This is a genomic window from Corallococcus sicarius (genome assembly GCF_003611735.1).
Classification (GTDB): Bacteria; Myxococcota; Myxococcia; order Myxococcales; family Myxococcaceae; genus Corallococcus; species Corallococcus sicarius.
Genome location: NZ_RAWG01000456.1, coordinates 1 through 5790 on the forward strand (window position 1 = coordinate 1; position 5790 = coordinate 5790).

Genomic DNA, 5790 nt, shown 5'->3' on the forward strand with positions numbered 1-5790 from the left:
CCTACACTCGGCTAGTCGTCGGCAGCGTCAGATATGTATAAGAGACAGGACCGGGGGGCTGGCGAGCGTGAGCCAGGCAAGCAGCAGGGATGCGGCGGACATCGGGCGGCGTGTCTCCAGCGGGTGTTGGCGCGGAGGAGGACTCTACCCTGAAGCAGGCCCGGGCAAGACGGCCGCTCCCTGGCCCGCCCGGCACCGGAGGTGGTGCCGGGGCCCAGGGTGGCCCGGGGCGGACGCCATCCCCACGTTGTTCCTGGATGGTCGTCCGGGCCCAGGGGTCCGGGCAGAGAAAGGTGGAAAGGCACGATGGCTTACGGACAGGCGGAGGATCCGGCGCGCTCCATCACCCCGCATCTGGACTCCGTGGACTACCCGGTGACCCGGGAGGACCTCGTGGAGGCCGCGGAGGACAACGGCGCCCCGGTCGACATCATCAACGTCTTCAAGTCGCTGCCCCAGGAGGAGTACATGCTGCGCGAGCATGTGCTGCGCGACCTGGCGGAGGCGGAGCGCCGCTTCGCCATGGGAGGGCTGAAGGACGACGATGGCGTGAACCGCGACCGCAGCAACATCGGGCGCAACCGCGTGGAGAACGCGCCGAACGGACAGACCCGTCATCCGTAGCGTCCTCCATCACCTGCTTCAACGGGATGCACCTCCGGGATGCTGCAAGACGCTCGCGGGCGCCCTGGCTTTCTGCCAGCGTCCGCGAGCGCATGCGTCCTGGTCCTCTCTGGTGCTGTCTCGTGCTGTCGCTGGCCTCCGGGTGCACGTCCCGGTATCCGCCACTCAACCCCGCGCCGGGGCTGCCCCCGCCGGTGCGTCTGGACTTCAAGCCCCCCGTGGACCGCCTCCTCACCGAGTCCGTGCGCGCCACCCGCACCCTTCAGCGGCAGGGCCAGCCGGAGGTGCGGGATGAGGCCGCGTTCACCACGGAGACGCGCTTCACCCCGTCCGACGGCGGCTGGCGCGTCACCCAGGCGGTGCGCACCCCACGACAGGTGCATGACGGCCAGGACGTGACGTCGCTGCCCGGCGCGGTGCTGGAGCGCTTCACCCTGCGCCTCCAGCTGGCGGCGGACGGCACCTTCGTGAAGCTCGTGGGCGCGGAGGCCGCGCAGGAGGCATTGCGGCAGGTTGCGCCCGAGGGCACGGGGCTGCCAGAGGTGGAGCGCTTCTTCACGCCGGAGGCGCTGGAGGCCCGGACGCGCCGCGAGTGGGAGGCGAAGTACGCGGGGCTCCTGCAGCGCAACCTGGTGGAGGGCCAGCGCACGTGGGCGGTGGACGTGCTCGCCGTGGACGGCGTGGAGCGGGCCTACCTGCTGGAGCGCACGGTGCAGGGCACGCGGCCCACGACGTTCGGCGACGCGGTGGTGCTGTCGCTCCGGTGCCTGGACGCGCTCCCGGAGAAGGCGCCCGCGGAGCTGCGCGCGGCGTGGGAGGAGGCGGGGTCGCCGGAGCTTTCGAAGGGCGTGACATGTGAAGGGGAGCAGGTGGTGGCGTGGGGCCGGTTCGTGCCGGTGCGCCGCCTGCTGACGGTGAAGGCGGTGGGGGAGGGCGGCACGCTGACGCTCACCACCGAATCGCAAGCGGAGACGCTTCAGGAGGAAGGGTCATGAGCCACGGGGAGTACCTCATCGAGGACGAGGCGGGTGTGAAGCGCGTGGTGCAGGACGCGCGGCGGGTGGCGGTGCTGGGCATCAAGACCGAGGACCACTCCGGCCAGCCCGCGTACTACGTGCCGGAGTACCTGGCCAAGGCGGGCGTGGACGTGGTGCCGGTGCCCGTCTACTACCCGGACGCGACGCAGATACTGGGCAAGCCCGTGTACCGGCGGCTCGTGGACATCCCCGGCGACATCGACCTGGTGGATGTGTTCCGCCGGCCGGGCGACATCGACCAGCATGTGGACGACATCATCGCGAAGAAGCCGAAGGCGGTGTGGTTCCAGTCCGGCATCCGCAACGACGAGGCCGCCCGGAAGCTGGCGGCGGCGGGCATCCGCGTGGTGCAGGACCGCTGCCTGATGGTGGATCACCGCCGCTACAGCGGACGCTGACGGCCGCGCGGGTCCACAAAGGCAAGGAAGGAGGGCCGGACCCCCAGCGACGAGGGCCCGGCCCGGTGCTCTACCTCACGGCTCAGTAGTTGCCGGAGATGACCTTGGGCAGCGCCTTCTGCAGGTCCGGCAGCGGGCCAATCTGGCGCGCGTCGGCCGTCTGGGCGGTGCCGTTGTTGCGCAAGAGGCCGCGCATCTGCACGGACGTCAGGCGACGGCCGTTGGCGAGCGCCACGCCCTGCGCGCTGAGCGCCGCGCCCACGACGATGGGCGACGCGCTGGAGGTGCCGCTGAACGTGGACGTGTAGTACTGGTCCTCGCCGTAGGCGCTGCCGAAGCGGTCACCGTAGCCGGTGGTGACGACGGACTGACCCCAGCCGTGCACGTTCACGCGCGCGCCGTAGTTCGTCCAGCACGTGGGCGCGCGGGAGCTGCCCGCGCTCGCGCCCACGAGGATGGCGCCCGAGTCACGCGTCGCCGGATTGAAGCGCCCGCCGTAGGCCGCCGCGTCCAGGTTCGCGCTGCCGTTGCCCGAGGCCTCGATGACGATGACGCCGTTGGCCGTCGCGTTGCGGACGGCGTCGTACTCCGCCTGCCAGTACTCCATCGCGATGTAGTTGCACTGGGCCTGGTTGCACGTGCACGCCGTGCCGTCCGCGGGGCCCTGCGCGTGCAGCTCCACCAGGATGACGCCGCCCGCGCCCAGCGCGCCCGCCGCGTTGGTGATGGCGCTCGCGGCGCTCTGCGCCCCGATGGCCTCCACGCCCGGCGACGCCGCGTTGGCGATGCCCGTCACGCCGTAGCCGTTGGACGCGCCGATGATTTCACCCAGCACGGCGGTGCCGTGGTTGCGCCAGCCCAGGTCGTTGAACTGCGTGCCGCCCACGCGGAAGAACGAGGGGAAGTCCTCGTGCGTGGTGCGCCAGCCGCCCTCGATGTCCACGAAGCGCGTGCCCGTGCCCCGGCCGCCCGTCACCGTCCACGCGTAGTTCGCGTTGATGCCGCCGGGCGCCGCGTTGAGGTAGCCCTGCGCGGACTGGTACTGCGGCGTCGTGGGCGGCAGGTCCGCCGCCGCGAGCAGCGTGCGCAGCCCCGCCTCCATGCCGAAGTTCACCATCGCCGGCTCCGGGGGCGGCTGCGCGTACGCCGTCTCCACGCTCGCGACGCGGTTGAGCGCCGCCACCAGCTCCGCCACGCCCTCCGACGTGGTGCCCGGCAACAGCGGCACCTCGAAGTAGAGGTTCAGGTCCGCCAGCTGCTGGCCGCTCGACGCCTCACCGGCCACCTTGTTCGCGTCCAGCGACGCCTCCTCGGCCTCGAACAGGCGCGACAGCGCACCGATGCGCGGCGCACGCTCAAAGAGCGCCGCCACCTCCGCCACGTCCGCCTCCACCCGCGCGTCGTCCAGGCGCAGGCCGGCCAGGGCCTCGCGCTCGGCCGCGCCCCGCTCGGAGGCCAGGGCCCGCAGGGCATCACCGCGCAGGCGCACGCGGCTGCCTTCGTGGAACTTCACCACCAGCCGCTCCACGAACGTCTGGGCGGGCAGCTCACGCCCCGTGGGCTTGGGGGACAGCGCGCGCGGCGTCAGCTTGGGCGCGGCGCCTGCAACGGGGGCCAACGCCAGCAGGGACACAGCCATGACCGCGCCCCGCAGGGGGCGCAGGGACAGCGTCGACTTCAGCATGGACTTCCTCCGGGATGAACAACCACCCCAGCATCGCATGCCGGTCTGTCATTCAAGTCGAGCTATTCATGTATTTCGGCTCTGTTGTTTTATTCGCTCCTCGTTGAACCCGCCCGGAAGGTGGGTGTTTCAGGACGGTGGGTGTTTCAGGTCGTCTGTTCAAACGGCACGGGCGGCCGGGCCAGGGCGCGCTCCGCGCAGAGGCGGGCCTGGTCCAGGGCGTCGAAGCCGCGCTCCAGGGTGGCGGGCGTCACGGGGGGCAGGTTGGAGACGACCACGTAGACGGGCACGCCGCGCTGCTGGAGCACGGTGAGCTGGAGGCGGAAGTGGTCGCGCCGGAGGGCGGCGGACCCGGCGGCCAGTCCCTGCGGGTAGGCCATGGGACCGCCCACCACCTTGCGCGTCCGGCTGGGCAGGAAGTGCACGAGGATGGCGTCCAGGTCCTTGCCAATGGCGCTCTCGTGCAGCGACAGCGCGGGCGCCTTGTCCACGAGCCCGCCGTCCCAGAACAGGTTGCCGTTGAGCGGCACCGCGCGGAACAGGCCGGGATAGGCGCAGGTGGCGTGGACGCGGGGCGCCAGCTCCCCGGTGGTGAAGACTTCGTGCGTGCCGTGGGTGAGGTTGGCCGCGGTGAGCAGCAGCGGGTGCGGGGTGTCCTCGAAGGTGGGCACCGGCAGCGTGTCCTCCAGCAGGCGCCGGAAGCGCTCGCCCTTGAGCAGGCCGGTGAAGCCGTGCCCCGCGGACGCCACGTTGAGCATCGCGCCAATGGGGTCCGGGTCCCAGAAGTTGGCGCGCGTCTGGCGCAGCACCAGCTCCTCCAACTGGTCCATGGGCATGCCCGCCGCCGCGTACGCCGCCACCATCCCGCCCGCGGACGTGCCCGCGTACGCGTGGGGCTTCAGGCCGGAGCCGTGCAGCCCCTTGAGGAAGCCCGCGTGGCCGTAGAAGCCGAAGTAGCCCGCGGAGAGGACCAGCCCGAAGCGCTTGCCGTCGAGCAGGGAGTGCAGCGTGTTGGAGGGCGCCATGGTGGATTTTTACGAGATGGGTGTGCGCAAGGCAACGCATTGCGTTGCCGGGAGGTTGTCAGAAAAGGGGAAATCGATATATGTTGATGCGGCGATATGGATGTCCTCTCCCAATCCTTCCGTGTCCTGGGGGACACGACCCGGCTGCGCATCCTCCGGTTGGTGGCGCAGGCGCCCCTGAACGTGACGGAGCTGGTGTCGCTGGTGGGGGTGGCGCAGTCGTCGGTGTCGCACCACCTGTCGAAGCTGAAGGGGCTGGGGCTCATCCGCGAGGAGCGTCAGGCGGGTTTTACCTACTACTCGCTGGCGCTGGAGACGGACGACACGCGCTGGCCGCTCGTCCGCCTGGCGCGCGAGGCGGAGGACGCGGCGGGGGATTCCGCGCGGCTCAACGACTTGCTGCGCGCGCGGGAGGACCGGCAGGCGCTCAACGAGCGGCTCCTGGAGCCGGGGCAGTCGTGGTTCCTGTGGGCGGGGGCGTTGGCGTCGCTGTTGCCGCCGCTGGACGTGGCGGACTTCGGCTGCGGCACGGGCGTGTTCAGCCGCGCGCTGGCCCGGTGGGCGCGGCACGTGTGGGCCATTGACCAGAGCGAGGACGCGCTGGCGCAGGCCCGGGCGCATGCCACCCGCGAGTCGCTCACCAACATCACCTTCCTGCGCGAGGACCTGCACCGGCTGTCGTTGCCGGGCGGGCGCATGGACCTGGTGGTGATTTCGCAGAGCCTGCACCACGTGGAGTCGCCGGCGGCGGTGGTGTCGGAGGCCGCACGGCTGCTCAAGCCCGGCGGCCGGCTGGTGGTGCTGGAGCTGCTGCCGCATGAAGAGAAGTGGGTGCTGGAGCGGTTGGGGCACCGGCACCTGGGCTTCGCGCCCGAATCCCTGGAAGCGGCCCTTCGCGAGGCTGGCTTCACGTCGTTCACCCGCGAGACGCACGCGCGCGACGGGGCCAGCCCCTTCCGCGTCTTTCTGCTCACCGGAGTCAAACCGTCATGACGAGCCACCCCGCCCACCCCCTGCCGCTG

General features: G+C 71.3%; 6 protein-coding genes. 4 read left to right on the forward strand and 2 right to left on the reverse strand.

Features of this window, described 5'->3' with window-relative positions; translation table 11 throughout:
- The first annotated feature begins 306 nt into the window (after positions 1-306).
- The 3 genes from D7X12_RS38545 to D7X12_RS38555 all read left to right on the forward strand — a co-directional run bounded on the left by D7X12_RS38545 (position 307) and on the right by D7X12_RS38555 (position 2059).
- Positions 307-624 (forward strand): DUF2795 domain-containing protein, encoded by a 318-nt coding sequence (locus tag D7X12_RS38545; RefSeq protein WP_120630150.1) that lies wholly within the window; start codon positions 307-309, stop codon positions 622-624.
- Positions 625-716: 92 nt separating this feature from the next.
- Entirely contained in the window at positions 717-1619 is a 903-nt protein-coding gene (locus D7X12_RS38550) for a hypothetical protein (protein WP_120630151.1), read from the forward strand.
- Positions 1616-2059, forward strand: coding sequence for a CoA-binding protein (locus D7X12_RS38555; RefSeq protein ID WP_120630152.1), 444 nt, complete (start codon positions 1616-1618; stop codon positions 2057-2059). The genes D7X12_RS38550 and D7X12_RS38555 overlap by 4 nt, the downstream gene beginning before the upstream one ends.
- 82 nt (positions 2060-2141) lie before the next feature.
- Here the strand turns inward: D7X12_RS38555 and D7X12_RS38560 are convergent, their stop codons facing one another.
- Together D7X12_RS38560 and D7X12_RS38565 are read right to left on the reverse strand one after the other, a co-directional pair.
- Positions 2142-3743 (reverse strand): S8 family serine peptidase, encoded by a 1602-nt coding sequence (locus D7X12_RS38560; RefSeq protein WP_120630153.1) that lies wholly within the window; start codon positions 3741-3743, stop codon positions 2142-2144.
- 146 nt (positions 3744-3889) lie between these two features.
- Entirely contained in the window at positions 3890-4768 is an 879-nt protein-coding gene (locus tag D7X12_RS38565; RefSeq protein WP_120630154.1) for a patatin-like phospholipase family protein, read from the reverse strand.
- A 96-nt stretch (positions 4769-4864) separates the two neighbouring features.
- Between D7X12_RS38565 and D7X12_RS38570 the strand changes: the two genes are divergently transcribed.
- The gene (locus D7X12_RS38570) at positions 4865-5761 is read left to right on the forward strand and encodes an ArsR/SmtB family transcription factor (protein WP_120630155.1); all 897 of its coding nucleotides are present in this window, start codon (positions 4865-4867) and stop codon (positions 5759-5761) included.
- Positions 5762-5790: the final 29 nt, after the last annotated feature.

What these genes read in the sequence shown, in the direction of transcription:
- D7X12_RS38560 (WP_120630153.1), bottom strand. Translation starts at nt 3,743, where the DNA reads ATGCTGAAGTCGACGCTGTCCCTGCGCCCCCTGCGGGGCGCGGTCATG.
- D7X12_RS38565 (WP_120630154.1), bottom strand. Translation starts at nt 4,768, where the DNA reads ATGGCGCCCTCCAACACGCTGCACTCCCTGCTCGACGGCAAGCGCTTC.
- D7X12_RS38550 (WP_120630151.1), top strand. Translation starts at nt 717, where the DNA reads ATGCGTCCTGGTCCTCTCTGGTGCTGTCTCGTGCTGTCGCTGGCCTCC.
- D7X12_RS38555 (WP_120630152.1), top strand. Translation starts at nt 1,616, where the DNA reads ATGAGCCACGGGGAGTACCTCATCGAGGACGAGGCGGGTGTGAAGCGC.
- D7X12_RS38545 (WP_120630150.1), top strand. Translation starts at nt 307, where the DNA reads ATGGCTTACGGACAGGCGGAGGATCCGGCGCGCTCCATCACCCCGCAT.
- D7X12_RS38570 (WP_120630155.1), top strand. Translation starts at nt 4,865, where the DNA reads ATGGATGTCCTCTCCCAATCCTTCCGTGTCCTGGGGGACACGACCCGG.